We start from the raw sequence: 25815 nt of genomic DNA, 5'->3' as shown, positions 1-25815 counted from the left end.
TCATTTAACTCAGGAGCATGGGATGCCTGTTTTACAGTGGAGCCTGTTGTTTCTGCTATCGCTCCTTCTTTCCCTGTTCTTCCTGTTGATACATCTCCCAGGCGCATTGCTGCTCGGTTCGATGATCGTCGGTATCATTTTCAGTATGCGCGGGATCTCCCTGCACCCTCCCCGCTGCACATTTCTTGCCGCGCAGGCCGTTCTCGGCTGTATGATTGCGCAAAACCTCACAGGATCTATTTTAACCACGCTTGCGGCACACTGGCCGATGGTAATTGTCATCCTGCTGGTAACCCTCATTAGCAGCGCGGTAATCGGCTGGCTGCTGGTTCGCTACAGCAATCTACCAGGGAACACCGGCGCGTGGGGTTCATCACCTGGTGGGGCAGCCGCGATGGTTGCGATGGCGCAGGATTATGGCGCTGACATCCGCCTGGTTGCCTTTATGCAGTATCTGCGGGTAGTGTTGGTGGTCGGCGCTGCCGCGCTGGTAACCCGATTTGTCATGGGCGATCAGGCACAAACGGTAGGTCAGCAAATCGTCTGGTTTCCACCGCTGAGTATTAATCTGTTGAGCACCATCTTGCTGGCCGCAGTTGCCGGTATAGCCGGGCGCTTACTGCGTATTCCCTCTGGCGTCATGCTCCTGCCGATGCTGGCGGGCGCACTGCTGAACGCAGGTGGTGTGATGGTAATTGAACTGCCGGAATGGCTACTGGCGATAGCGTATATGGCCATCGGCTGGCAAATCGGCCTGGGTTTTGACAAGCAGATCTTTTTAATGGCGCTGCGCCCTTTGCCGCAGATCCTGTTGTCCATTTTTTCACTGATGGCGATCTGCGCCGCTATGGCCTGGGGTCTGGCGCATTACATGAAAATCGATTTTCTCACCGCCTATCTGGCGACCAGCCCAGGTGGCGTGGATTCCGTCGCGGTAATTGCCGCAGGCAGCCACGCCGATATGGCGCTAATCATGGCGATGCAAACCCTGCGGCTGTTCAGTATCTTATTGACCGGTCCGGCGGTGGCGCGGTTTATCTCAGCGCATGCGCCAAGACAGCCTACCTAATGCTGGCAGCCCGGACACCAGTAAAACGGTCGCGAGGAAAGTGTCGTTTTCTCGATGATCCCACCACAGCGCTCACAGGCTTCTCCGTCCCGGTGAAAAACCTTAAAGCGAAACAGCGCCCCGTGATGCTTGTTCTCATCCGCCAGCCCACGGGTGTTGTAGGACAGACGAGGAATATCAAGCAGCGCATGCGCCAGTGCATCCAACTGTTCATCGCTAATCTGTGACGCTTTATGTTGCCCGGTCAACCCCACCTGCCAGAGAATTTCTACCCGCAGATAGTTACCTAATCCCGCGAGAAATGCCTGATCCAACAACAGACCGGAAAACTGGCGATTACGAAAACGGGATGAAAGCAGACGTGCTTTAACGTCATCGGGCGTTAAACGTACATCCAGTACGTCAGGCCCAACCCGCTGCAGGAACGGATGGGTGGTAAGCTGCTCTGGCGTCAGCATCTCGATATCAGACGCGCTATACAGCAGGATAGTTTTATCCTCTGTTTGCAGCCTGACGCGCAGCACCCGCGTGGTTTGCGGAATGTTGCCGGTATTGACCACTCGCCACACGCCGTAAAGCTGATTGTGGCTGTACAGCGTCAGACCATTGGAAAAATGGGTCAGCAAGGCTTTACCCCGCGTTTCAAGCTGGGTAACACTCTGCCCGATGAGTTGGGATTGATACGGTTTTAACTGCTCAAAGGCAAACCAGACATCCGTCAGGGGTTTGCCTTTGACTGCCGCCTCCAGGTTATCCGCCGCGCGGCGGATCTCCGGGCCTTCAGGCATAATACTGTCCTTTGTTAATGTGTTGCGCCGCCCGTCACTGCGATATCGCTGTCCACCTGCAATGCAGTGTCAATGGCAATTTCCAGCGCCCGGCATACCGTTTCGCTCGCCATACTTGGCGCTCCGGGGTGCGCGGCGGCCTGTTGTGGCAGATAAGGAATATGGATAAAACCGCCCTTCACTGCCGGGGCGTCGCGTAGTTTATGCAGCAGGCCATACATCACGTGGTTACACACGAAAGTGCCAGCGGTCTGGGAAACCGAGGCCGGAATTCCCGCGTTGCGCATCGCCATCACCATCGCTTTGATCGGCAGTGTGCTAAACCATGCTGCCGGGCCCTCGGCGACAATCGGCACATCTACCGGTTGTTGACCTTGATTGTCCGCGATACGCGCATCGTCCACGTTGATCGCCACACGCTCAACGGTAATATCGGTACGACCTCCTGCCTGCCCCACCGCCAGCACCAACGACGGTGACAGCGCGTCAATCGCGGCATTAAGTACGGCCAGAGACTCGCCAAACACACACGGTAGCTGACGCGCAACGACGCGGCATCCGGCGATGATAGCATTGTCGAGCCCGGAGACCACTTCCCAGGAAGGGTTAACTGACTCGCCGCCAAAGGGTTCAAATCCGGTGATTAAGACCGTTTTCATCCTTCCTCCTTACAGGAACATCAGGAAATACATCAGGAACACGTTAACCAGCAACAGCAGTATCCCGGTTGGCACCTGCGCCTTAATCACCGCGTTTTTGTCCGGCAGCTCCAGTAGCGCAGCAGGGACAATGTTAAAGTTCGCCGCCATCGGTGTCATCAATGTCCCGCAATAACCGGAAAACATGCCAATAGCCGCCATCACCGCGGGATTACCACCATGCTGCAACACAAGAATTGGAATACCGATCCCGGCGGTCACAATCGGGAAAGCAGCAAATGCGTTCCCCATGACCATCGTCAACAGCGCCATACCGATGGTGTACACCGCCACGGCGATAAAGCGGCTATCTACCGCGAGGTATTCCTGGGTCAGATACGATATACCACTGCCCACCCCTGCAGCCGTAAACAGCAGCCCGAGCGTCGCCAGAATTTGCGGCAGGATGAACGCCCAGCCGATGGAATCCAGCAGACGACGGGCTTCCTGAATGGGCTGATGGACGCGCTCATGGGTCATTTTTATCGCCATTGCCAGACCAATCAGCGAACCTGCGGTCATCGAAAAGAGCGTGACCAGTGTGGCGTGATTCCCTGGCCCAAACAGCGCATCCTGCAAACCCGGAATATGATTAAACATCAGTACACCGATAACGGTCACCACCGGAATAGCCAGCGCCGGGAAAAACAGGCGATTACCCAGTCGACTGGCGCTTTCTTCACGCTGTTGTTGTGTACGCTGATGGTAGCTGCCCAGCTTCACGCCGCCAAACCCGGCAATCAGCGCCAGGACGACCACCGCAATGCCGACCGCGATATGTACCGTACGTTTGTCGCCAAACAGTGAGTACGTCCAGTCGCCAAGCAGGAACAGCACACCATACAGTCCCCAAAACAGCCCCGTGCTCAGACGGCGTGGGTTCGCTTTGTCCTGCCATGACATCACCGCCACAATCAACAGTACCGCACCCGCCAGCCAGTAGAGATAGCTTTGCTGAAAATTCATTGCGCTGCTCCTTTCGCTGCCGCATTGGCTTTCGCCACCTCACGCTGCAGATAGTTATCCAGACGCCACAAGCGCGTACCGTGGATCAAGAAGGCGCAAATTGCCGTTGGGATCCCCCACAAAGCAATATGCAGTGGCTCGGTCTGGATCCCACCGGACTCCAGCATAAAGTTGTGCATGAAAATGATTGCCCCAAAGGCAACGAAGATGTCTTCACCGAAAAACAGACCAACGTTGTCAGTCGCCGCAGACATTGCACGCAGGCGATAACGCACGGCCCCCGGCAATTCCCCGTGGTTTTTCTCCGCTGCCCCTTCAGCCATCGGGGCTAATAACGGACGTACCATCTGAGGATGCCCACCCAGGCTGGTCAAGCCCAGCGCGGCGGTCGCTTCACGAATAAACAGATAGACAATGAGCAGACGCCCACTGGTGGCGCTGCGGATTTTCGCGATCCACGCCTGGGCACGCTCTTTCAGACCGTGACGTTCCAGCAGACCAATGACTGCCAGCGGGATCAGCAGGATAAACGGCAGGTTGCGGGTGTTGAGAAAGCCTTCACCCAGCTTTTCGAGAATAGTGGCGATTGGCATATGCGCTGCCAGCCCGGTGACGATCCCGGCAACGATAACCACCAATACCGGGTTAAAACGTAAAAGAAATCCGACCACGATGACGGCGATACCCGTCAATGGCCAGAGAGAAATAGCCTCTCCCATAGTTAAATCCCTTATGTTGTTGTGTAATATATTATTGTTTTGTATGAATAAACTTACGCGCTAATTTGAATATTGCAGGCATTAAAGGCGCTGCGCAAACGACGGGCAAAAGCGAGTGCGTGCTCACCATCCCCGTGAATGCATACCGTCTGCGCGGTTACGCTTGCCCATGTTCCACTGTGACTTTTTACTCTCCCGGACTGCACCATTTCTAACGTTTGCGCCAGCGCCTGCTCTTCGTCTTCGATCAGTGCACCTGGCTGACTACGCGGAACCAGACTACCATCAGCCTGATACCCCCGATCTGCAAAAACCTCCTGACGCGTCACCAGGCCATAATGTTCTCCGGCACGGATCAACTCACTTCCCGCCAGCCCTACCAGTATCAATGACGGATCGCAGGCATAAACCGCTCTGGCTATCGCATCGGCCAGCACAGGATCTTTTGCGGCCTGGTTATAAAGCATGCCGTGCGGTTTGACATGACGCATCACGCCGCCCTCAGCGCGCGTGATGGTCGCCAGCGCACCAATTTGATACAGCGTTTGCGCATAAACCGTTTCCACAGGCAGGGTCATGGCGCTACGACCAAAATTTTCCCGATCCGGAAAGCTCGGATGCGCGCCTATTGCCACGCCATTTTTTAGCGCTTCGCGCACGCTTAAGAGCATGGTCTGCGCATCACCGGCGTGAAACCCACAGGCAATATTGGCCGATGACACCAGTTGGAGCAGCATCGCGTCGTTCGCACAGCCTTCGCCGAGATCTGCATTCAAATCAATTTTCATCGTTAAGTCGCCATGCTAATTGTTCCAGATAGCGCTGCTGATCGTGACGCGCCTTCAACGCCTCTTCCAGCGAGCACTGAACAAAGTGAATCGGTTGTCCAAGAGGGATCTGCGCAAGGTGATACATATCCGCCTCGATGATACAGGCGATACGCGGATATCCGCCCGTGGTCTGGGCATCGTTCATCAGTACAATTGGCTGCCCGTTATGCGGGACCTGTACCACGCCGGGGAGCAAACCGTGTGACAACATCTCGCGGTCTGTCGCGCGTGTCAGTGGCTGCCCCTGCAGGCGATACCCCATACGGTTACTCTGTGGGCTCAGTCGCCACGGCGATCGCCAGAACGATGCCTGCGATGCCTCGTCAAATTCCTGATATTCAGGTCCGGGCAGCGCACGAATGTGGTTGCCCCACATCAACTGTTTTACCCCTTGTGGGCCATTGAATTGTCGTGTTGAAACACCAATCGCCAACTTATCGCCATCACGTAACAAACGTCCTTCAAACCCGCCAATACCAACTTTCAAATCGGTACTGCGCGATCCCATAACGTCGGGAACATCAATACCGCCCGCCACCGCCAGGTAACTGCGCATACCATGATGCGGGTGTTTTAATGCCAGGCGTTGTCCGGCTTTAACCGGCAACCGCCAACCGCTCCATACCGGAGTACGATCCAAATGCGCTTCGCATCCCGCGCCGGTCAAGGCAAACCAACCATCCGCGTCAAACTCCACCACCAACTGACCCAACGTGACTTCCAGCGCGGCAGCATTCGCATCATTTCCTACCAGCAGATTAGCGACGTTCAATGCCGGTTTGTCCAACGCGCCGCAGTGACTTATCCCTGACTGACGAAAGCCATGACGCCCCCCATCCTGTACGGAGGTGTACAGGCCAGCACGAATGATGTTTAACATACGCCCTCCTTCTGCGGGACAAAACGTACAGTATCTCCAGCCCGTAACAGGATCGGCTCCTCGCGCTGCGGATCAAAAAGCTTAACGGCGGTACGTCCTATCAGTTGCCACCCGCCGGGCGTTGCAATCGGGTAGATACCGGTTTGTGACCCGCCGATCCCCACCGCCCCTGCCGGAACAAGTAAGCGCGGTTCGGCTCGTCTTGGTGTATGCAATGGTTCCGGTAAGCTCCCAAGATAGGGAAATCCCGGCTGAAACCCTAAAAACCAGACGACATAATCAACTGACGCATGCAATTCAACGACCTGCTTGTCGCTCAAACCACTGTGCCGGGCGACTTCGGCCAGATCGGGCCCGTATTCGCCACCATAGATAACGGGGATTTCGACAAAGCGCGAATCCGGCTCCATCGCCTCGCTCTCTTCCCACCAACGTTGCAGACGTTCAATGGCATCCAGCGCCAGCGTCTGCGGGGAATTCAGGATCACCGTGATATTGTTCATTCCCGGAATGGCTTCAAGTACATTCGGAGCATCAGCCAGACGCTGGGCCAGACGCCAGATGCGTTTCTGAGTTGCCAGCGTAATCGGCGGTTCCAGCTCCAGAACCACCGCGGTTTCACCTAACAGATAACAACGCGCTCGCTGCACTTTCGTCCCTCTTTATCAGGCTGGGTTAGGGATGTCGACGAACGTCACATCCAGATCGGTATTTTCATTCAGCCATTCGCTCAATGCACGAATACCGCCGCGTTCGGTAGCATGGTGACCGGCAGCATAGAAATGCAGTCCCTGCTCGCGGGCAGAGTGAATGGTTTGTTCAGAAACTTCCCCGGTAATAAAAGCATCAACACCAAAGCGGGCTGCGGTATCAATGAAACTTTGACCGCCCCCCGTACACCAGGCAACACGCTGAACGTTTTCAGGCCCGGTATCACCGCACCATAACGGTTTACGTCCCAGACGCGCTTCAATCCAGGATGCCAGTTCCAGCCCAGGAACCGGCATAGAGAGTTCCCCCCACGGTACCAGAGGCTCTATCTCCCCCATCACCGTGATCCCCAATAGCGCGGCCAGCTGTGCGTTATTCCCCAGTTCGGGGTGGGCATCCAACGGCAGATGCCAGCCATACAGGTTGATGTCATTTTCCAGCAGCGTTTTCAGACGCCGGCGCTTCATGCCACGAATAACCGGAGATTCGCCTTTCCAGAAATAACCATGATGAACGATGACCGCATCGGCCCCAAGGCGAACAGCCTCATCCAGTAATGCCTGGCTTGCGGTTACGCCGGTCACGATTTTTTGCACCGTTTCTTTGCCCTCAACCTGCAAACCATTCGGTGCATAGTCGCTTATGGCTGCGCTGTTCAGCTTGTCGTTAATCAGTTGTTCCAGCTCGGTGTTTTTCATCATCGTCCTCGTTGTCATAAATTCTGCCTGCCCAATCAGCAACACAGCTTCAGTTAAAATAGCGTCCTCATCTCCGTTCGTCGATAGCCATTTCGCTGACACATCAAGAAACAATCACGCGGCCTGTAAACGTAAATTGCTTACCACCATGAGATTTTATTCATGTATATTTATGCAATCAGACAGCATATTGCAAAAATAATCAGATCTGTATCAAAGTTACAACTTTAAGGAAACACACTCACACGGCACGTTCCTCCCGTCGTGAGGCATTTACTTCGAGAAAATAATGAATAAACAAGCATCTCAGCCGCGCGCGATTTATTACGTTGTCGCGCTGCAAATTTGGGAATACTTCAGTTTTTATGGCATGCGTGCACTGCTGATCCTGTATCTCACTAACCAGCTTAAGTACAACGATAATCATGCGTATGAACTGTTCAGTGCTTACTGTTCGCTGGTGTATGTCACGCCTATTCTCGGGGGATACCTGGCGGATAAAGTGCTCGGTAACCGCATGGCGGTAATGATTGGCGCATTTTTGATGGCAGTGGGACATCTGGTCCTGGGCGCCAGTGAAATGGCTCCGGCGTTTCTCTATTTATCTCTGGCCATTATTGTCTGTGGCTACGGTTTGTTTAAATCCAACATCAGTTGCCTGCTGGGTGAATTGTATAAACCAGAAGATCCGCGCCGTGACGGCGGGTTCTCTCTGCTCTATGCCGCCGGTAACATTGGTTCAATTATTGCCCCTATCGCCTGCGGCTATGTGCAGGAAGAGTACAGTTGGGCAATGGGCTTTGCGCTGGCCGCTATCGGTATGCTGGCCGGGCTGGTCATTTTCTTATGCGGGAATCGTCATTTCGCTCACACCACCGGCGTCAACAAAACCGTGCTGTGTGCCAAATCGCTCATTCTGCCGAACTGGGCCTGGCTGCTGGTTCTGCTGGTCGCCGCACCGCTTTTAATTACCGTCCTGTTCTGGAAAGAGTGGTCCGTGTACGCGCTGATTGTCGCCACCGTCATTGGTTTGGCTGTTCTGGCAAAAATTTACCGTCAGGCGCAAACGCAGAAACAGCGTAAAGAGCTGGGGCTTATCGTCACGCTGACCTTCTTCAGCTTGTTGTTCTGGGCCTTTGCACAGCAGGGTGGTAGCTCCATCAGCTTGTATATCGACCGTTTTGTTAATCGCGACGTGATGGGATATTCAGTCCCTACTGCCATGTTTCAGTCGGTAAACGCCTTCGCCGTTATGTTGTGCGGTATCGTGCTGGCCTGGGTGGTCAAAGAAAGCGTGAGTGGCAATCGTACCGTTCGTATCTGGGGTAAGTTTGCTCTCGGTCTGGGGTTAATGAGTGCGGGTTTCTGTATTCTGACCTTAAGCGCCCGTTGGTCCGCAGCTTACGGCCACTCTTCCATGCCGCTGATGGTATTGGGGCTGGCGGTCATGGGCTTTGCCGAACTGTTTATCGACCCTGTCGCCATGTCACAAATTACACGCATTGAGATCCCAGGGGTAACCGGCGTATTAACCGGCATCTATATGCTGCTTTCCGGGGCCATTGCCAACTACCTGGCGGGTGTGATTGCCGACCAGACATCACAGGGCGCGTTTGATGCTTCCGGTGCTATCAACTATTCCATCAACGCCTATATTGATGTCTTTAGCGAAATTACCTGGGGCGCGCTGGCCTGTGTGGCGTTGGTGCTGATGATTTGGCTGTACCAGTCGCTTAAGTTCAGAAACCGTCCGCTGGCGGTAGAATCCTGAGTGTAAGGGCCCGATGATGTAATACTATTCGGGCCTGTTTTTTCGGGTAATTACGCATAACTTGCAGCGAGTTCCTCTTCAGTAAGCCCCGTCACTAGTAGTACCATTGCGCGATCTATTCCCTGCTCCAGCATAGTTTGCGCTATACGTAATGCAGCTTCTCGCTTTCCTACTTCTTTGCCTTGTTGTAGCCCTTGTTGTAAACCTTCCTGTAATCCATCTAACCGTAACCGCTCCGCAATAGTCATCAGCCTCTCCTTATGTTGGGGGATCCGTTGTGCCATCTCTTGCATAAACTCATTAAAGCGAGATTCATCGCCGGATCGTAGGATGTAATTAAACATCGCCTGCAGTTGCGTGTCATTAGCGCATCCGGTAAGTAGTAGCGTGGTCAGTTGCTCTACCAGCCCCATCAAATCCCGCTGACGGATATGTTTTTGCATTAATTCCAGCAGCGCCATTCGCCTGTGAGCCATGATCTCATCATCGGGTACCACCGTTATGTCTACCAACGGAAATGCGCTGGAATAAAGCTGTCTTGCCGCCACGGGGTCGGCAAAGGCATCCAGCCAGCACAATGAGTACGGATAGGGGCTTCGGCAGCCATGATAAAACAGCATCGGTATCACCAGCGGCAGTTCCTTGTGCCCTGCGTCCAGATGGCGCTGCATCGCCGCTAGCGCATAACGCAACAGACGAAAAGCCATATGTGGCTCGGCTGAACTTTGATGCTCTATCACCACATAGACATAACCGTCACCGTTGCGTGTGTGCAAAGACCAGAGCACGTCGGAGTAGCGCGAACGTAAATCCGCTTCAATAAAGCTTTCTGACTCCAGTTGCAGCGAATTCAAATCGCAAAGCATCCGCAGTTCAGCTGGCAGGTGAATGTCGAGAAAATCTCGTGCAGTTTCGGGATGATGTAAAAACGTTTTAAACACCGCATCATGCGGGGTGGAGGTCGTTGGCGTTGTCATTAATTTCCGTCATTTTCATTCAGATGACGGAAATTTACTGCTGAGAGAAAACTTGTGCAGCAGGGTATTCACGGTACTGAGCGCACGCTTCAGCGCTAAAATCGCCCGACTGCAACATGTTCATTCTGTTGGAAGGTATTACGCAAAATCCACCATGCCTTTACCCTTTACGCGCCGCCTCATATGCCGACAGCGTCGCCAGCCTTGCCTGCTTATGATCGACAATCGGACGAGGATAGTTGAGTGTCACCTGCATTTTCTCCGCCCACGGCCACGGTTCGTGAATGGCTTTTCCCGGTACATCGCGTAATTCCGGTACCCATTGGCGGATAAAATCACCGTCACGGTCGAATTTCTCCCCCTGCGTGGTGGGGTTAAAAATACGGAAATACGGCGCAGCATCCGTTCCGGTAGAAGCAGCCCACTGCCAGCCACCATTATTCGCCGCCAGATCACCGTCGATCAGTTGTGACATAAAATACTGCTCGCCTTTTCGCCAGTCGATCAGCAGGTCTTTCACCAAAAAGCTAGCCGCGATCATGCGTAAACGATTATGCATCCACCCTGTGCCGTTAAGCTGGCGCATCGCCGCATCTACGATTGGATACCCTGTATTTCCCGTCTGCCATGCCTGAAGATGCGTCACGCTATTTTGCCATTGCACACGATCAGTCCAGCGAATAAAGGGCTGATGCCGACACAGTGCAGGATAGTACGTCAGTAGATGGCGGTAAAATTCGCGCCAGATGAGCTCGTTTAGCCAAACGCTCCCGGCGCCTCCCTCTAGCGCCTGCGGTTGCTCGACTAACAAACGGTGCAGACACTGGCGCGGTGATAACCCACCGGTGGCAAGGCTTGCCGACAACCGGCTGGTGCCTTCATTTGCCGGGAAATCACGTTGTTGCTCATATTCTGCCGCGCCCTGCTGGCAAAACTGACGTAATTGCGCGATAACCGATTTTTCTTCTACCGGGAAAAGCGCCACATCAAAATCCTGCTGTGGATAATTGAGCGTAATTGGCGTTGATGGGGGGGGAATTGCGCCGCTTTCGCGGGCTTTTGGTGCCGCAACACACTCCGGGATACTGTCTTTTAACCGCTTCAGCCAGGCATTTTTAAACGGTGTAAAGACTTTATACATCTCATGATTCCCGGTCATTACCGCGCCCGGTGCCAGGATTACGCTATCGTCAAAACCCTCACAGACCACCTGCGATAATGATTTTTCAACCTGAGCATCGCGCTGGCGTTCGTTGATTTCGTACTGATAGTTATAAAACAGTCGGCTAACGTCATGCTGTGCGCAGACATTTTTGACTATCTCTACGCTGGCTGTGAAATCCCCGACGTCATAAACCAGCAGCGGGATGCCTTTTTCTGCCAGCGCCGTTTGCAGCGCATTCAACTGCTTGCCGACAAACGCCGCCTGACGCGGTGACATATCATGCGCTTTCCACTGTGCGGGCGTGGCAATATATAACGCCAATACCCGTGCCGAACGATCCCGACATGCCGCTGCCAGCGCAAGATTGTCATGCAAACGTAAATCTCGCCGAAACCAGACCAGATGAGTGGTCATAAAACTCCCAAATAAAAATTAAGCTTTGCCGTGTAAACGCAGAATCGCAGGCCAGAGTTCAAAGTAACGTTGCCCGGACAACCAGCTGTTCGGGTGCTCCGTCATATAGTGTTGGAGGAGCATCAATGGCGCAAGCAGCGGCTGCATCTCACGTCGATAGTTATCGATTATTGAGGTCAGTTCCTGACGTTGACGAAGATTGAGCTGGTTACGGAAATAGCCCTGCACATGCATCAGGACATTGGTATGGTTGCGTCGGGTCGCGTTATTAAACAACAGATGAATCAACCGTAAACGGTACTCCGTATAAAAAGCATCGAGGCTTGCCCATTCGTGGATTGCGGCAACAAAAGGGCCGAGCTCACGATACTCCGGTTGGGAGTGTGCCAGTAACACCAGCTTGTAACGGGTGTGAAAATCAATCAATGCGCCACGTGATAATCCGCTCTGGCGCAGTCGGTGCAATTCATGCAAGGCATAAATACGTACCAGCGTATTCTCGTCAAACAGAAATTTATCGTTCGCTTCTGCGGTCAGACAGGCGCGGACACCAACAGGAACTCTCTTGCTCATCGCCACTCCTTATCCGTTACACAGGTAAGTGTAGACTGCGACGTATAAAAAAACCGCCACATTGCTGTTGGCGGTTTTTTTGAGCCTGAACGGTAACTTAGTAGAAATCGCCGGTGGCTTTTTCAGCCTGCTCCATCCACACCGGCTTATCACTGGTTTTCGACCAGACGCGATGCAGGTAGCTGTAAAAACGGGCACGGTCTTTCCAGAACAGCATGACCGGCAGCGCCAGAACACCAGCCAGTACGGCAAAGGTACGGCGCAAGAAAACAATGTGTGCTGGATATTCTTTATAAAAGTCCATAATCCTCTCCCATATATCTGTTCGGTGAATAGCACCGGAAAAATAAACTTGGTTAACTGATGAAAATAATACCGCCTTGTGTGTAATTTTGCTACTCATCCGACCACTTATTTTTATCTATTGATGCTTCGTTTAACGTAAATTCGTAATTAAGTTACATAAAGGTTAAATTAATACTAATCATTAGTTAAATAATGGTCTTTGCCATTTTTATACTTTTTTTACACCCCGTCCGCAGATTTTTGCGAAATCTTTGCAACCAAAAACCTACGCTCTGGTTATCACATTTATGCCACTGGAGGTGCACTGTGAGTGCAGGCGTGATAACCGGCATTGTGCTGGTCTTTTTGTTACTGGGTTATCTGGTGTATGCCTTGATTAATGCGGAGGCGTTCTGATGGCAGCGCAAGGATTTTTACTCATCGCCAGTTTCCTGCTGGTGCTGTTTGTTCTCGCCAGGCCGCTGGGCTTTGGGCTGGCGCGTCTTATCAACAACACATCCTTACCCGGTCTTGCCGGCGTTGAGCGTGTGCTGTGGCGTGGGCTGGGTATTTCGCAGCAGGAAATGACCTGGCTGCACTATTTGCTGGCGATCCTCGCACTTAATATCCTCGGCCTGCTGATACTGTTTGCGATGTTAATGGCGCAAAACCTGCTGCCGCTGAATCCACAACAGTTACCGGGGCTATCGTGGGATCTCGCGCTCAATACCGCTGTTAGTTTTGTGACCAACACCAACTGGCAGTCCTATGCGGGTGAAACAACTTTAAGCTACTTCAGCCAGATGGCCGGCCTGACCGTGCAGAATTTCCTGTCTGCGGCGACCGGTATTGCGGTGATCTTTGCCCTGGCTCGCGCCTTTACGCGCCAGAGTATGAACACGCTGGGCAACGCCTGGGTGGATCTGGTCCGCATTACGCTGTGGATATTGCTGCCGATTTCTCTGCTCATCGCGCTGTTTTTCATCCAACAAGGTGCGCTGCAAAACCTGCTGCCTTATCAGGCGATCACCATGCTCGAAGGGACAAAACAACTGCTACCGATGGGACCTGTCGCCTCACAAGAGGCCATTAAGATGCTCGGTACCAACGGCGGCGGCTTTTTTAATGCCAACTCCTCACATCCGTTTGAAAACCCAACCGCACTGACCAACCTGGTCCAGATGCTGGCAATCTTCTTAATTCCCACGGCGCTGTGTTTCGCCTTCGGCGACGTCGTGGGCGATCGCCGACAGGGACGCACCCTGCTGTGGGCTATGTCGCTTATTTTTGTTGTTTGCGTAGCGGTTGTAATGTGGGCCGAAGTGCAGGGTAACCCGCATCTGATGGCGTTTGGCGCAGACAGCAATATCAACATGGAAGGTAAAGAGAGCCGCTTTGGCGTGCTGGTCAGTAGTCTGTTTGCAGTCGTCACGACAGCCGCATCCTGTGGCGCAGTCATTGCTATGCACGACTCCTTCACTGCGCTGGGCGGCATGGTGCCGATGTGGTTGATGCAGATTGGCGAAGTGGTGTTCGGCGGTGTGGGGTCTGGGTTGTACGGCATGCTGTTGTTCGTGCTGCTGGCGGTCTTTATTGCCGGACTGATGATTGGTCGCACGCCGGAATATCTGGGTAAAAAAATCGATGTCCGCGAAATGAAAATGACCGCGCTGGCGATTCTGGTTACCCCTGCGCTGGTCCTGCTTGGGACAGCGATAGCCATGATGAGCGATGCTGGGCGTAGCGCCATGCTCAATCCCGGGCCGCATGGTTTTAGCGAAGTGCTGTATGCCGTGTCGTCCGCCTCGAACAACAATGGTAGTGCCTTCGCCGGGTTAAGCGCCAACAGCCCGTTCTGGAACTGCCTGCTGGCCTTATGCATGTTCTTCGGCCGCTTCGGCGTCATTATCCCGGTGATGGCGATTGCCGGTTCACTTGTTGGTAAAAAGAGCCAGCCAGCAAGTCCCGGCACGCTACCTACCCACGGTGCGCTGTTTGTTGGGTTGTTGATCGGTACCGTGTTGCTGGTTGGCGCCCTCACCTTTGTTCCTGCGCTGGCGCTTGGCCCGGTAGCAGAATACCTCTCTTTACGTTGAGTGATGCGGAGCACATGACTATGAGTCGCAAGCAACTGGCGCTGTTCGAACCTTCTCTGGTCGCACAAGCGCTGATGGACGCCGTGAAAAAATTAAGTCCACATACTCAGTGGCGTAACCCGGTGATGTTTATCGTCTGGCTGGGCAGCCTGCTGACCACCCTGTTAACGGTGGCGATGGCGACAGGCCATATGTCAGGTAATCCACTGTTTACCGGCGCGATAAGCCTCTGGCTATGGGTGACTGTTCTGTTCGCTAACTTTGCGGAAGCGCTGGCTGAAGGGCGTAGTAAAGCGCAGGCCAACAGCCTGAAAGGGGTTAAAAAAACCGCCTTTGCCCGCAAACTTCGTGAACCGAAATATGGTGCGCAAATGGATCACGTGCCAGCCGAAGAGTTACGTAAAGGGGATATCGTGCTGGTGGAAGCTGGCGATATTATCCCGTGTGACGGCGAAGTTATCGAAGGCGGCGCGTCGGTAGATGAAAGCGCCATTACCGGTGAATCCGCGCCTGTAATCCGTGAATCCGGCGGCGATTTTGCCTCCGTCACTGGCGGGACACGCATTCTCTCGGACTGGCTGGTGATCGCGTGTAGCGTCAACCCCGGAGAAACATTCCTCGACCGAATGATTGCCATGGTCGAAGGCGCACAGCGGCGTAAAACGCCCAATGAAATCGCGCTGACGATCCTGCTGATTGCCCTGACTATCGTCTTTCTGCTGGCAACCGCCACGTTGTGGCCGTTCTCTGCCTGGGGCGGCAGTGCAGTCAGCATCACGGTGCTGGTTGCCCTGTTGGTCTGTCTGATCCCCACCACGATCGGTGGTCTGCTCTCCGCGATTGGCGTCGCCGGGATGAGTCGCATGTTGGGTGCGAACGTCATTGCCACCAGCGGACGTGCAGTAGAAGCGGCTGGTGATGTGGACGTACTGCTGCTGGATAAAACCGGCACCATCACGCTGGGTAACCGTCAGGCTTCTGATTTTCTGCCCGCCCACGGCGTGGACGAAAAAACGCTGGCCGATGCCGCGCAGCTTTCATCACTGGCCGATGAAACACCGGAAGGTCGCAGCATCGTTGTCCTGGCTAAACAGCGCTTTAACCTGCGTATTCGTGACGTACAGTCGCTCCATGCCACCTTTGTGCCGTTTACCGCGCAGAGTCGGATGAGCGGTATCAACATCGACAACCGGATGATCCGCAAAGGCTCGGTTGATGCCATTCGTCGTCACGTCGAAGCTAACGGCGGCCACTTCCCTGCCGATGTGGAGCAGAAGGTCGAAAACGTTGCTCGCCTTGGCGCAACGCCGCTGGTGGTGGCCGAAGGCTCCCACGTACTGGGTGTGATTGCCCTGAAAGATATCGTAAAAGGTGGGATTAAAGAACGGTTTGCCCAACTGCGCAAAATGGGCATCAAAACAGTGATGATCACCGGCGATAACCGCCTGACTGCTGCAGCAATCGCCGCAGAGGCCGGTGTGGATGACTTCTTAGCCGAAGCCACACCGGAAGCCAAGCTGGCGCTAATTCGTCAGTATCAGGCAGAAGGTCGTCTGGTGGCGATGACCGGAGACGGAACTAACGACGCTCCAGCCCTTGCGCAGGCCGATGTTGCCGTTGCCATGAACTCCGGAACCCAGGCAGCGAAAGAAGCGGGCAATATGGTGGATCTCGACTCCAACCCCACCAAACTGATTGAAGTGGTGCACATTGGTAAACAGATGCTGATGACGCGTGGGTCGCTGACCACCTTTAGTATCGCCAACGACGTTGCGAAATATTTCGCCATCATCCCGGCTGCGTTCGCCGCAACTTACCCGCAGCTTAACGCACTGAACGTCATGCGACTGCATTCGCCGGATTCGGCGATCCTCAGCGCCGTCATCTTCAATGCGCTGGTCATCGTCTTCCTGATCCCACTGGCGCTGAAAGGCGTGAGCTATAAGCCGTTATCCGCTTCCGCGATGCTGCGCCGCAATCTGTGGATCTACGGCCTGGGTGGCCTGGTTGTGCCGTTTATCGGTATCAAAGTAATTGATTTACTGCTGACCCTGCTGGGTCTGGTGTGAGGTTTCAGATGAGTGGATTACGTCCTGCATTATCAACATTGCTTTTCCTGATGCTTATCACCGGCGGTGTTTATCCGCTGCTGACCACCGCGCTGGGGCAGTGGTGGTTCCCCCACCAGGCTAACGGGTCGCTTCTCCGCGAAGGTCAGATTGTTCGCGGCTCCAAGCTCATTGGGCAACAGTTTACCGCTGCCGGTTATTTTCAGGGACGCCCCTCAGCCACAGCGGAAATGCCCTATAATCCAATGGCTTCAGGCGGCAGTAATCTGGCAGCCAGCAACCCGGAACTGGATAAACAGCTGCAAAGCCGGATTGCCGCGCTGCGTGCCGCCAACCCGCAGGCAAATCCTGCCGTTCCGGTAGAGCTGGTAACAGCTTCCGCCAGCGGGCTGGATAACAACCTGACGCCAGCTGCGGTGGCCTGGCAAATCCCCCGCGTGGCGCAGGCTCGCAACCTCAGCGTTGAAGAGGTCACGCGCCTGGTTGCACAATACACGCAAAAGCCGTTGGTCAGTTTTATCGGCCAGCCGGTGGTGAACCTGGTGGAACTTAATTTAGCGCTGGATAAGCACTGAGAAAAAGGACATGCATAACGAACCCCTACGTCCTAACCCCGATCGCCTGCTGGAGCAGACCACCGCTCCGCACCGGGGAAAACTGAAAATTTTCTTCGGCGCCTGTGCGGGCGTGGGGAAAACCTGGGCCATGCTGGCGGAGGCCCAGCGACTGCGGTCGCAGGAGTTGGATGTGCTGATTGGCGTGGTGGAAACCCACGGGCGCAAGGAGACCGCCGCACTGCTTGACGGTCTCACCGTGCTGCCGTTGAAACGTCAGGCACACCGTGGGCGGCATATCAGCGAGTTCGATCTTGATGCCGCCCTCGCCCGCCGCCCGGCGCTGATTTTGATGGACGAACTGGCACACAGCAATGCGCCAGGCTCACGCCACCCCCGCCGCTGGCAGGATATTGAAGAACTGCTGGAAGCCGGGATTGATGTTTTTACCACCGTTAACGTTCAGCACCTGGAAAGCCTGAATGATGTGGTCAGCGGCGTCACCGGTATTCAGGTACGCGAAACCGTTCCTGACCCGTTTTTCGATGCCGCTGACGACGTGGTACTGGTCGATCTCCCCCCCGACGATTTGCGTCAGCGCCTGAACGAAGGCAAGGTCTATATCGCCGGTCAGGCGGAAAGAGCCATCGAGCATTTCTTTCGCAAAGGTAACTTGATCGCGCTACGTGAGCTGGCCCTGCGCCGCACGGCCGATCGGGTTGACGATCAGATGCGTGCCTGGCGTGGACGTCCGGGAGAGGAGAAAGTCTGGCATACCCGCGACGCCATATTGCTGTGTATTGGACACAACACCGGCAGCGAAAAGCTAGTGCGTGCCGCCGCGCGTCTGGCAGCGCGTCTGGGTAGCGTCTGGCATGCGGTGTATGTCGAAACACCTGCGCTACACCGGCTACCCGAAAAACGGCGGCGGGCAATCTTAAGCGCGCTGCGACTGGCACAGGAACTGGGGGCTGAAACGGCCACTCTCTCCGACCCTGCCGAAGATAAAGCGGTGATCCGCTATGCCCGTGAGCATAATCTGGGGAAAATTGTCCTCGGGCGTCCAACTACGCGTCGCTGGTGGCGCAGCGACTCCTTTGCTGACAAGCTGGCCCATCGCGCACCGGATCTCGATCTGATGATTGTAGCCCTCGATGAGCCCCCTGCACGCCCTGTGCTGCAAACCGCAGATAACCGCACCTTTAAGGATAAATGGCGGGTACAAATCCAGGGTTGTGTGGTCGCTGCTGCATTGTGTGCTGTTACGACATTGATTGCCATGCAGTGGTTGGTTGCATTTGACGCAGCCAACCTGGTGATGCTCTATCTACTGGGCGTGGTGGTGATCGCCCTGTTCTACGGGCGCTGGCCATCGGTGGTGGCGACGTTTATCAACGTTGCCAGCTTTGATCTCTTCTTTATTGCGCCACGCGGCACGCTTGCCGTTTCCGACGTCCAGTACCTGCTTACCTTTGCCGTGATGCTAACGGTAGGTCTGGTTATCGGTAATCTGACCGCCGGGGTGCGTTATCAGGCGCGAGTTGCCCGTTATCGTGAGCAGCGTACGCGCCATTTGTACGAGATGTCGAAAGCGCTGGCCGTCGGACGGAGCCAGCAGGATATCGCCGCCACCAGCGAACAGTTTATCGCTTCAACGTTTCAGGCCCGCAGCCAGGTTTTACTGCCCGGCGAGAACGGTAAGCTGGCCCCTCTCACCCATCAACAGGGCATGACGCCTTGGGATGACGCTATTGCCCAATGGAGCTTTGATAAAGGGCAACCCGCCGGCGCAGGCACTGACACCTTACCCGGCGTGCCGTATCAAATTTTACCGTTAAAAAGCGCCGACAAAACGCATGGGCTGCTGGTCGTGGAACCGGGAAATTTACGCCAGTTGATGATCCCCGAACAGCAACGCCTGCTGGAAACCTTCACTTTACTGGTCGCCAGTGCGCTGGAACGCCTGACGCTAACCGCCAGCGAAGAGCAGGCCCGATTTGCCAGCGAGCGCGAAAGTATTCGCAACGCCCTGCTCGCTGCTCTGTCCCACGATTTGCGCACGCCATTGACGGTGTTGTTCGGCCAGGCAGAAATCTTAACGCTGGATCTGGCAAGCGAAGGATCGCCGCACGCACGTCAGGCCAGCGAAATTCGCCAGCACGTCCTGAACACGACCCGACTGGTGAATAACCTGCTGGATATGGCGCGAATTCAGTCTGGCGGCTTTAATCTTAAGAAGGAGTGGTTAACGCTGGAAGAGGTGGTCGGCAGCGCCCTGCAGATGCTGGAGCCAGGTCTCTCTGCCCCGATAAATCTGTCGTTACCAGAACCGTTGACATTGATTCACGTCGATGGCCCGCTCTTTGAACGGGTGCTGATTAATCTGCTGGAAAATGCCGTCAAATACGCGGGCCCACAGGCGCAGATCGGTATTGATGCCAGCGTTGATGGCGAACACCTGCAACTGGACGTCTGGGATAATGGGCCGGGTGTTCCATCGGGTATGGAACAGCGCGTTTTTGACAAATTTTCTCGGGGAAATAAAGAGTCATCGGTGCCAGGCGTTGGGCTGGGGCTGGCAATTTGTCAGGCCATTGTAGACGTGCATGGCGGGACTATTTCTGTCCACAATCGCGCGCAGGGAGGAGCATGTTTTCGTGTTACACTGCCCCAGGAAATTCCCCCTGAACTTGAAGATTTTCATGAGGATATGTGACGAACGTACTGATTGTTGAAGATGAACAGGCCATTCGCCGCTTTCTACGCACCGCGCTGGAGGCCGATGGGCTACGTGTATTTGAAGCGGAAACGCTGCAACGTGGTCTGCTGGAAGCCGCCACGCGAAAACCCGATCTCATCATTCTCGATCTCGGCCTGCCGGATGGCGACGGCATTGATTTTATTCGCGACCTGCGTCAATGGAGCGCGATCCCGGTGATTGTGCTTTCAGCCCGCAGTGAGGAAAGCGATAAAATCGCCGCGCTGGATGCCGGAGCCGATGACTATCTCAGCAAACCTTTTGGTATTGGCGAGCTGCAGGCGCGATTGCGTGTGGCATTGCGTCGCCACGCCAGCGGGACGTCTCCCGAACCGGTCGTGCATTTTTCTAATGTTAAAGTGGATATCGCCGCCCGCCTCGTACACCGGGGTGACGAAGAAATTCATTTGACGCCGATTGAGTTTCGCCTGTTAGCGGTATTGCTGAATAACGCCGGGAAGGTGCTGACGCAACGTCAGTTATTGAATCAGGTTTGGGGACCAAACGCCGTCGAACACAGTCACTATCTGCGTATTTATATGGGACACCTGCGCCAGAAGCTGGAACTGGACCCGGCCCGCCCGCGTCATTTTCTCACCGAAACCGGAATTGGCTATCGGTTTATGCCGTGAATATGCACTGAATAAAAAAGCCGGATCAGCTGATACGCTATCCGGCTTTTTCATCATTCATACCGGATGACGACGCTAGCGTCTTATCCGGCAGGTGATTTATGCGTTTTTCAACACTTCGCTGACAATCTCGACCGCTTCTTTCTCGATCTGCTTGCGGTGTTCCTCACCGAGGAAGCTTTCGCAGTAGATCTTGTAAGCATCTTCGGTACCAGAAGGACGCGCAGCAAACCAGCCGTTATCGGTCATCACCTTCAGGCCGCCAATCGATGCGCCGTTGCCTGGCGCTGCCGTCAGACGCGCAGTGATCGGGTCGCCCGCCAGCGTGCTGGCGCTCACCATTTCCGGAGAGAGCTTAGACAACGCCGCTTTCTGCGCGGAGGTGGCCCCAGCCTGAATTCGGTTATAGCTCGGTGCGCCAAAGCGCGCCGCCAGTTCGTTGTAATGCTCTTGCGGGTTCTTGCCTGTCACTGCCGTAATTTCCGCTGCCAGCAGGCACATGATGATGCCATCTTTGTCGGTTGACCACGGTGTACCGTCGAAACGCAGGAAAGATGCCCCCGCGCTCTCTTCCCCACCAAAGCCAAAACTGCCGTCAAACAGACCGTCAACAAACCATTTAAAGCCAACCGGCACTTCAACCAGTTTACGCCCTAACTCATTCACTACACGGTCAATCATCGCCGATGACACCAGCGTCTTACCGACGGCAACATCTTTGCCCCACTGCGGACGATGCTGGAACAGGTAGTTGATCGCTACCGCCAGATAGTGGTTCGGATTCATCAGTCCAGCCGGTGTTACGATACCGTGGCGGTCATAGTCCGGGTCATTGGCAAATGCCAAATCGAATTTGTCACGCAGCGCCAGCAGACCGGCCATCGCGCACTCGGAGGAACAGTCCATACGAATGGCGCCGTCTTTATCGAGATGCATAAAGCGGAAAGTCTGGTCGACCTGATCGTTAACGAGGGTCAGATTCAGGTTGTAGTGCTGAGCGATACGTTTCCAGTATTCGATACCGGAACCACCCAGTGGATCAACGCCCAGCGTCAGACCCGCTTTCTGGATTGCCGCCATATCGACGATATCTGCCAGCCCTTCCACGAAGGGTTGAACCAGGTCTTGTTCTTTAACATGACCGGACGCCAGCGCGGCATCCAGCGGAATACGCTTCACGCCTTTCAGACCATCAGCCAACAGTGCATTAGCCCTGTCTTCTACGACTTTGGTGACGTTGGTATCTGCCGGGCCACCGTTTGGCGGGTTGTATTTAATTCCGCCGTCTTCTGGTGGGTTATGGGACGGCGTGATCACAATGCCGTCAGCCAGCGGACCGCCTTTTTTATTGTGGACCAGGATAGCATTCGACACGGCAGGGGTGGGCGTAAAGCCGTTGTTTTCCTGCACAATGACATCAACACCGTTCGCTGCCAGCACTTCCAGCACAGAGATGAAAGCCGGTTCAGACAACGCGTGGGTATCCTTGCCCACATAGCACGGGCCTGTAATCCCGTTTTTCGCACGTTCTTCGGCAATCGCCTGAGCGATAGCCAGAATATGCGGCTCATTAAAACTATGACGACCCGCACTACCGCGATGTCCGGACGTACCGAACTTAACGGCGTGCTCAGCGTTCCCTGCTGTTGGTTTCAGTACATAGTACTGTGCCGTCAGTTGGGCGACGTTAATCAAATCACTCTGTTGCGCAGGTTGACCTGCACGGTTGTGGATTGCCATTGCCTGGTCCTTCTAATGCAAGGATTAAATTGTTCCGCAAACCTTTTCAATCAACTCCGCGGGGAATTGCATTGACTGCATGATGTGTTCAACCATGCTGCATTTACGGCCGGTATTGGTATTGGTGATCACCCAATATGGCGTGCCTGGCACGTGTTTCGGTTTGGTTTGATTACCATTTTTCAGCAACGTCTGTTCATCCGCTGCAAAATAAACGCGCGTACGTCCGTGCAACGATTCCGTTGCTTCGGCGAACGCGTTGTTATCCAGTGAGCAAAGTGTAGACAGCACCAGCATAAAGCGATTCACTGCTTTTTTCTGTTCCGCATATTCATCGGAAAGCAGCAGTTCACGCATGGCGCGCACTTTGTCTTTCGTAGGGTTGACCGGCTTGGCTTCCACGACAGGTTGTACCGCGCGGACTTCTTTTACTACCGGAGTGACAGGCTGTGATGCGGCGGAAAACTTCAACATACGCCGTAAAATGTCGGATGCGCTCTCGCCAATATGCTTGGTGTGGCTGGCAATATAGCTATAGAGTTCATCATCAACTTCAATCGTTTTCATCTTAATCCAGTGCAATGTTTGGCTGAATACAAGTTGTCAGGACTTTACACGCTGTAGTGTAAAGGCAAATCCTAACAGCGGATAGCGTCAAGCCTGGTGACCAGCAAAACTCGGAGTAACCGTAGTTGTTGCAGCCATGTGGCAGAATGGTCAACATGATACCCTAACCCGTCAGTGTGAAAAAAAGAACTTTGCCATGAAATTGAATATCCGAGCGCAATCTGCGCAAAACCCGCACAATAATTCTCCCATCGTCCTGGTTCACGGCCTGTTTGGCAGTCTGGATAACCTCGGGATCCTGGCACGCGATCTCGTGGCCGATCACGACATCATCCAGGTTGATATGCGAAATCATGGTCTCTCCCCTCGTTCACCTGAGATGAATTATCCGGCCATGGCGCAAGATCTGCTGGATACGCTGGACGCCAGGCAGATTGAAAAAGCGATCTTTATTGGCCACTCGATGGGCGGTAAAGCCGTTATGGCGCTGACTGCGCTGGCTCCTGAACGTGTCGAACGGCTGGTCGCCATCGACATTGCTCCCGTTGACTACCATGTTCGCCGCCACGATGAGATTTTTGCGGCAATCAATGCCGTAACCGATGCACAAGCGTCCTCACGCCAGCAGGCGGCGAGCGTTATGCGTCAGCACCTGCAAGAGGAAGGTGTTATCCAGTTTCTGCTGAAATCCTTTGTTGACGGCGAGTGGCGCTTTAACGTTCCCGTATTGTGGGATCAATATCCTCATATCGTCGGTTGGGAGACCATTCCGGCGTGGGAACACCCGGCGCTGTTTATCCCCGGCGGTAATTCACCTTATGTGACCGAAGCATATCGCGAACAGCTGCTGGCACAATTCCCGCAGGCCCGCGCACACGTTATTGCCGGCGCAGGCCATTGGGTACATGCGGAAAAACCCGATGCGGTGCTGCGCGCCATCCGTCGTTATCTGAGCGAGCAGGTTAACTGATTAAAAACTCAGCGTCCGCGCGTGATTACGCGCGTGGGCGTTGGCGCGCCTCCCCTGCTGATGTATTATGGCGCGCTATCCATCCGGGCGGACGCCTGGCTGATTGTTTCCCCGAAGTCACCAAGATCATGGCCAAAGAACAAACGGACCGTACGACATTAGATCTGTTCGCGCAGGAGCGTCGCCCGGGACGACCCAAAACTAATCCGCTCTCGCGTGATGAACAGTTACGTATTAACAAACGTAATCAGCTTAAACGCGACAAAGTTCGCGGGCTTAAGCGTGTCGAACTGAAACTGAACGCCGATGCCGTTGACGCTCTGAACGAGCTGGCCGAGGCACGCAACATGAGTCGCAGTGAACTCATCGAAGAGATGCTGATGAACCAACTCACCGCATTGCGCGGTCAGGCTTAGTCTGAATTTCTGCTCTAAATCATAAATCGTGTAGCACAGAGTGCAGTCCTGCGTGTTTGCTGTTTCCGCATGCCTGACTGTTCTGCTATGATTGCCCTTATCCGTGGGCAATGCGCCACCACCATTTCAATAAGTTTCAAGAGGTTATTTTACTCATGGCAATCACTGGCATCTTTTTCGGCAGCGACACCGGTAATACCGAAAATATCGCAAAAATGATTCAAAAACAGCTTGGTAAAGACGTTGCCGATGTACATGACATTGCAAAAAGCAGCAAAGAAGACCTGGAAGGGTATGACATTCTGCTGCTCGGCATCCCAACCTGGTACTACGGTGAAGCGCAGTGCGACTGGGACGACTTCTTCCCTACTCTCGAAGACATTGATTTTAACGGTAAACTGGTGGCATTGTTCGGCTGTGGCGACCAGGAAGATTACGCAGAATATTTCTGTGATGCGTTAGGCACCATCCGTGACATCATTGAGCCGCGCGGCGCCACCATCGTCGGCCACTGGCCAACGGCGGGTTACCATTTTGAAGCGTCTAAAGGTCTGGCAGATGACGACCACTTTGTCGGTCTGGCTATCGATGAAGATCGCCAGCCGGAACTGACCGCTGAACGCGTAGAAAAATGGGTTAAGCAGATCTCTGAAGAGCTGCACCTCGACGAAATCATCAATGCCTGATTTCGTGCGGCGTAGATATTCATCTGCGCCGCATCAATAGATAGAACCAATCAAAATAATTGCTACAAATTTGTAACTTTTTCGCCTGACCCTGTACAATGGCTGGATGCCAATCGGGTATTGCACAGTGTGTTTGTTGGTGATACCACGTTTTGATTAACAATATTTGCCAGAGACTTGCAGTTTTCATTTAGGCATGGCAGTTCTATAATGATACGCATTATCTCAAGTGCAATTTCTGTCACTTCTGTTAATGAAGTGAACCGTTTAGCTACAGGACAGATTCCGCATGACTGACAACAATACCGCATTAAAGAAGGCTGGCCTGAAAGTAACGCTTCCTCGTTTAAAGATTCTGGAAGTTCTTCAGGAACCGGATAACCATCACGTCAGTGCGGAAGACTTATACAAACGCCTGATCGACATGGGTGAAGAAATTGGTCTGGCGACCGTGTATCGCGTGCTGAACCAGTTTGATGATGCCGGTATCGTGACCCGCCATAATTTTGAAGGTGGTAAATCCGTCTTCGAACTGACTCAACAGCATCATCACGATCACCTGATTTGCCTTGACTGCGGCAAAGTGGTCGAGTTCAGCGATGACTCCATCGAAGCGCGTCAACGTGAGATTGCGGCTAAACATGGCATTCGTTTAACTAACCATAGCCTCTATCTGTACGGTCACTGCGCTGAAGGCGATTGCCGCGAAGATGAGCACGCGCACGACGGCAAGTAATGTAATGCTCTCTGAAAAGCCAACCATCCGGTTGGCTTTTTTTATGC

27 protein-coding genes are annotated in these 25815 nt (G+C 54.0%); 13 read left to right on the top strand and 14 right to left on the bottom strand.

The window, feature by feature from the left end:
• The first annotated feature begins 22 nt into the window (after window positions 1-22).
• Complete coding sequence (locus JTI85_RS07635) at window positions 23-1069, top strand: AbrB family transcriptional regulator (RefSeq protein ID WP_219352571.1); 1047 nt, start codon at window positions 23-25, stop codon at window positions 1067-1069.
• Here JTI85_RS07635 and nei read toward each other — a convergent pair.
• Genes nei through ybgI form a run of 8 tightly spaced genes read right to left on the bottom strand, consistent with a single transcriptional unit; the run spans window position 1066 to window position 7359 of the window.
• A complete protein-coding gene (gene nei / locus JTI85_RS07630) occupies window positions 1066-1857 on the bottom strand; it encodes an endonuclease VIII (protein ID WP_048212258.1) in 792 nt (263 codons plus the stop codon). The two genes, JTI85_RS07635 and nei, sit on opposite strands and share 4 nt — an antisense overlap.
• Window positions 1858-1871: 14 nt before the next feature.
• On the bottom strand, window positions 1872-2516 hold the full coding sequence (gene pcp / locus JTI85_RS07625) for a pyroglutamyl-peptidase I (RefSeq protein WP_219352370.1): 645 nt from the start codon (window positions 2514-2516) through the stop codon (window positions 1872-1874).
• A gap of 9 nt (window positions 2517-2525) precedes the next feature.
• Window positions 2526-3521: a DUF979 domain-containing protein gene (locus tag JTI85_RS07620; protein WP_048212260.1), complete on the bottom strand. Its 996-nt coding sequence runs from the start codon at window positions 3519-3521 to the stop codon at window positions 2526-2528.
• Complete coding sequence (locus tag JTI85_RS07615; protein WP_005122560.1) at window positions 3518-4240, bottom strand: DUF969 domain-containing protein; 723 nt, start codon at window positions 4238-4240, stop codon at window positions 3518-3520. The genes JTI85_RS07620 and JTI85_RS07615 overlap by 4 nt, the downstream gene beginning before the upstream one ends.
• A 53-nt stretch (window positions 4241-4293) precedes the next feature.
• Entirely contained in the window at window positions 4294-5028 is a 735-nt protein-coding gene (gene pxpA / locus JTI85_RS07610) for a 5-oxoprolinase subunit PxpA (protein WP_048212262.1), read from the bottom strand.
• Window positions 5018-5950 carry a 5-oxoprolinase subunit PxpC gene (gene pxpC, locus JTI85_RS07605; protein WP_048212263.1) on the bottom strand — a complete coding sequence of 311 codons (933 nt, stop codon included), beginning with the start codon at window positions 5948-5950 and terminating at the stop codon, window positions 5018-5020. Before pxpC ends, pxpA begins: the two co-directional genes overlap by 11 nt.
• Complete coding sequence (gene pxpB / locus JTI85_RS07600) at window positions 5944-6600, bottom strand: 5-oxoprolinase subunit PxpB (RefSeq protein ID WP_048212264.1); 657 nt, start codon at window positions 6598-6600, stop codon at window positions 5944-5946. Before pxpB ends, pxpC begins: the two co-directional genes overlap by 7 nt.
• Window positions 6601-6615: 15 nt before the next feature.
• Window positions 6616-7359: a radiation resistance protein YbgI gene (gene ybgI / locus JTI85_RS07595; protein WP_105242157.1), complete on the bottom strand. Its 744-nt coding sequence runs from the start codon at window positions 7357-7359 to the stop codon at window positions 6616-6618.
• A 289-nt stretch (window positions 7360-7648) separates the two neighbouring features.
• On the opposite strand from ybgI, the gene dtpD reads away from it, so the two are divergent.
• Window positions 7649-9130: a dipeptide permease DtpD gene (gene dtpD, locus JTI85_RS07590; protein ID WP_137345345.1), complete on the top strand. Its 1482-nt coding sequence runs from the start codon at window positions 7649-7651 to the stop codon at window positions 9128-9130.
• A 50-nt stretch (window positions 9131-9180) separates the two neighbouring features.
• On the opposite strand, the gene JTI85_RS07585 is transcribed toward dtpD, so the two are convergent.
• The 4 genes from JTI85_RS07585 to JTI85_RS07570 form a co-directional block, all read right to left on the bottom strand.
• A complete protein-coding gene (locus JTI85_RS07585; protein WP_101742405.1) occupies window positions 9181-10107 on the bottom strand; it encodes an Rpn family recombination-promoting nuclease/putative transposase in 927 nt (308 codons plus the stop codon).
• Between the two features lie 160 nt (window positions 10108-10267).
• Complete coding sequence (gene phrB, locus JTI85_RS07580; protein ID WP_137345347.1) at window positions 10268-11686, bottom strand: deoxyribodipyrimidine photo-lyase; 1419 nt, start codon at window positions 11684-11686, stop codon at window positions 10268-10270.
• A gap of 18 nt (window positions 11687-11704) precedes the next feature.
• Complete coding sequence (locus JTI85_RS07575) at window positions 11705-12259, bottom strand: DUF1722 domain-containing protein (RefSeq protein ID WP_048212269.1); 555 nt, start codon at window positions 12257-12259, stop codon at window positions 11705-11707.
• Window positions 12260-12356: 97 nt separating this feature from the next.
• Window positions 12357-12563 carry a YbfA family protein gene (locus JTI85_RS07570; protein WP_219352369.1) on the bottom strand — a complete coding sequence of 69 codons (207 nt, stop codon included), beginning with the start codon at window positions 12561-12563 and terminating at the stop codon, window positions 12357-12359.
• A gap of 308 nt (window positions 12564-12871) precedes the next feature.
• On the opposite strand from JTI85_RS07570, the gene kdpF reads away from it, so the two are divergent.
• The 6 genes from kdpF to kdpE are packed head-to-tail and all read left to right on the top strand — an operon-like array spanning window position 12872 to window position 20653.
• A complete protein-coding gene (kdpF, locus tag JTI85_RS07565) occupies window positions 12872-12961 on the top strand; it encodes a K(+)-transporting ATPase subunit F (protein ID WP_001670793.1) in 90 nt (29 codons plus the stop codon).
• On the top strand, window positions 12961-14640 hold the full coding sequence (gene kdpA / locus JTI85_RS07560) for a potassium-transporting ATPase subunit KdpA (RefSeq protein WP_219352368.1): 1680 nt from the start codon (window positions 12961-12963) through the stop codon (window positions 14638-14640). The genes kdpF and kdpA overlap by 1 nt, the downstream gene beginning before the upstream one ends.
• A gap of 20 nt (window positions 14641-14660) precedes the next feature.
• Window positions 14661-16709 carry a potassium-transporting ATPase subunit KdpB gene (gene kdpB / locus JTI85_RS07555; protein ID WP_115600769.1) on the top strand — a complete coding sequence of 683 codons (2049 nt, stop codon included), beginning with the start codon at window positions 14661-14663 and terminating at the stop codon, window positions 16707-16709.
• A gap of 8 nt (window positions 16710-16717) precedes the next feature.
• Window positions 16718-17284: a potassium-transporting ATPase subunit KdpC gene (gene kdpC / locus JTI85_RS07550; RefSeq protein ID WP_061067529.1), complete on the top strand. Its 567-nt coding sequence runs from the start codon at window positions 16718-16720 to the stop codon at window positions 17282-17284.
• 10 nt (window positions 17285-17294) lie between these two features.
• Complete coding sequence (gene kdpD / locus JTI85_RS07545; protein ID WP_219352366.1) at window positions 17295-19979, top strand: two-component system sensor histidine kinase KdpD; 2685 nt, start codon at window positions 17295-17297, stop codon at window positions 19977-19979.
• Window positions 19976-20653, top strand: coding sequence for a two-component system response regulator KdpE (kdpE, locus tag JTI85_RS07540; protein ID WP_005121396.1), 678 nt, complete (start codon window positions 19976-19978; stop codon window positions 20651-20653). The genes kdpD and kdpE overlap by 4 nt, the downstream gene beginning before the upstream one ends.
• A 99-nt stretch (window positions 20654-20752) precedes the next feature.
• Here the strand turns inward: kdpE and pgm are convergent, their stop codons facing one another.
• Both pgm and seqA read right to left on the bottom strand, forming a co-directional pair.
• Window positions 20753-22393, bottom strand: coding sequence for a phosphoglucomutase (alpha-D-glucose-1,6-bisphosphate-dependent) (gene pgm / locus JTI85_RS07535; RefSeq protein WP_061067528.1), 1641 nt, complete (start codon window positions 22391-22393; stop codon window positions 20753-20755).
• Window positions 22394-22417: 24 nt separating this feature from the next.
• Entirely contained in the window at window positions 22418-22960 is a 543-nt protein-coding gene (gene seqA, locus JTI85_RS07530; RefSeq protein WP_219352364.1) for a replication initiation negative regulator SeqA, read from the bottom strand.
• A 196-nt stretch (window positions 22961-23156) separates the two neighbouring features.
• On the opposite strand from seqA, the gene ybfF reads away from it, so the two are divergent.
• The 5 genes from ybfF (at window position 23157) to fur (ending at window position 25768) form a co-directional block, all read left to right on the top strand.
• Window positions 23157-23930 carry an esterase gene (gene ybfF / locus JTI85_RS07525; RefSeq protein WP_061068807.1) on the top strand — a complete coding sequence of 258 codons (774 nt, stop codon included), beginning with the start codon at window positions 23157-23159 and terminating at the stop codon, window positions 23928-23930.
• A gap of 128 nt (window positions 23931-24058) precedes the next feature.
• Complete coding sequence (gene ybfE / locus JTI85_RS07520; protein ID WP_005121400.1) at window positions 24059-24346, top strand: LexA regulated protein; 288 nt, start codon at window positions 24059-24061, stop codon at window positions 24344-24346.
• 155 nt (window positions 24347-24501) lie between these two features.
• Entirely contained in the window at window positions 24502-25032 is a 531-nt protein-coding gene (gene fldA / locus JTI85_RS07515; RefSeq protein WP_003022839.1) for a flavodoxin FldA, read from the top strand.
• Between the two features lie 210 nt (window positions 25033-25242).
• Window positions 25243-25329, top strand: a complete 87-nt coding sequence (locus JTI85_RS07510) for a ryhB-regulated fur leader peptide (protein ID WP_100247215.1) — start codon at window positions 25243-25245, stop codon at window positions 25327-25329.
• Window positions 25322-25768: a ferric iron uptake transcriptional regulator gene (gene fur, locus JTI85_RS07505; RefSeq protein WP_003022836.1), complete on the top strand. Its 447-nt coding sequence runs from the start codon at window positions 25322-25324 to the stop codon at window positions 25766-25768. Before JTI85_RS07510 ends, fur begins: the two co-directional genes overlap by 8 nt.
• Window positions 25769-25815 lie beyond the last annotated feature (47 nt).

The sequence above is a fragment of the Citrobacter sp. Colony219 genome, from assembly GCF_019382635.1.
Taxonomy (GTDB): domain Bacteria; phylum Pseudomonadota; class Gammaproteobacteria; order Enterobacterales; family Enterobacteriaceae; genus Citrobacter; species Citrobacter youngae.
Note: the sequence above shows the minus strand (reverse complement) of the source record. Positions and strands in the feature narration are given on the sequence as shown.